1 protein-coding gene is annotated in these 412 nt (G+C 48.3%); it reads right to left on the reverse strand.

All coding sequences use genetic code 11. The features are described 5' to 3' along the window. The coding region (locus tag HMPREF2810_RS08450) for a PLP-dependent transferase (RefSeq protein ID WP_176745261.1) at positions 1–412 on the reverse strand (412 nt) is incomplete at both ends.

Here is a 412-nt window from a genome sequence, read left to right on the forward strand (position 1 = left end):
TCTTGCATCGAAGCCCCTGATTCACTGCCATGTGCCAAGTATTCTTCCACTGCTTGCGTAAAGCCCAAGATATTGTCTTTGCCAATTTTCATTGCTCGACCAATGCCTTTGCCTTGTAGGCGCACCCAGTCAATGTATTCTTTTTTCCCGACCACTAAACCGGCACTTGGCCCTTCAATTGCTTTGGCGCCGCTGTAAATCACCAAATCAGCGCCTGCTTCAGTGTATTTGAAAAGATCTTCTTCTGCTGCCGCGTCAACAATTAGCGGCACCTTGTGGCGTTGCGCCACTTTGGCCGCTTCGGCCACCGTCAGCATACTTTTTTGCACGGTATGATGGCTTTTGATGTATAGAATGGCCGCTGTTTTTTCAGAAATCATCATTTCCACGTGTTCTGGACTGCACATGTTGG

The sequence above is a fragment of the Enterococcus sp. HMSC078F03 genome, from assembly GCF_001811595.1.
GTDB lineage: Bacteria > Bacillota > Bacilli > Lactobacillales > Enterococcaceae > Enterococcus > Enterococcus faecalis.